This is a genomic window from Collinsella sp. LCP19S3_B11, from assembly GCF_052121915.1.
Taxonomy (GTDB): Bacteria; Actinomycetota; Coriobacteriia; order Coriobacteriales; family Coriobacteriaceae; genus Collinsella.
In genome coordinates, this window is the sequence record NZ_JBQKDI010000060.1 from 1 (window position 1) to 517 (window position 517).

Here is a 517-nt window from a genome sequence, read left to right on the forward strand (position 1 = left end):
GGCGGCCCGGTGGACCTGTCGCCGTCGACCATCTACCGCTGGGTCTCGGCGGGCTACGACGGCATGACCAACATGGAGCTCAGGCGCAAGGTCGGCTACAGGCCGAGGAAGCGCGCCGCGGGCCGGGCGGCGACCCGCCACTCCGCCCGCAGGTCGCATGCCGCGTTCCTCGCCCTCGGGGAGGACGCGTGCGCCGCGGCCTGGGAGATGGACACCGTCGAGGGGGCCCGGGAGGACTCCGCCTGCCTGCTCACGCTGCTGCACCGCCCCAGCAGGCTCCAGCTCGCGCTGCCGCTGGAGGAGAAGACCGCCGGGTGCGTCGCGGGCGCCCTGGAGGGCGTCCGGGCCATCCTCGGCGCCGACGGGACGCGCCGCGTGTTCCGCGCCGTCCTCACCGACAACGGCGCCGAGTTCTCCGACGAGGCGGCGATCGCGGCGCTGCTCGGCGAGGGGCCGGGCGAGACGAGGCTGTTCTACTGCGACCCCAGGCGCAGCGACCAGAAGGGCGCCTGCGAGC

Annotated in this window: 1 protein-coding gene; it reads left to right on the plus strand. The window is 75.4% G+C overall.

The features are described 5' to 3' along the window. Nucleotides 1–517, plus strand: a 517-nt coding sequence (locus tag ACTQV4_RS10370; protein ID WP_441569790.1) for a transposase, incomplete at both ends; no start/stop codon positions are given.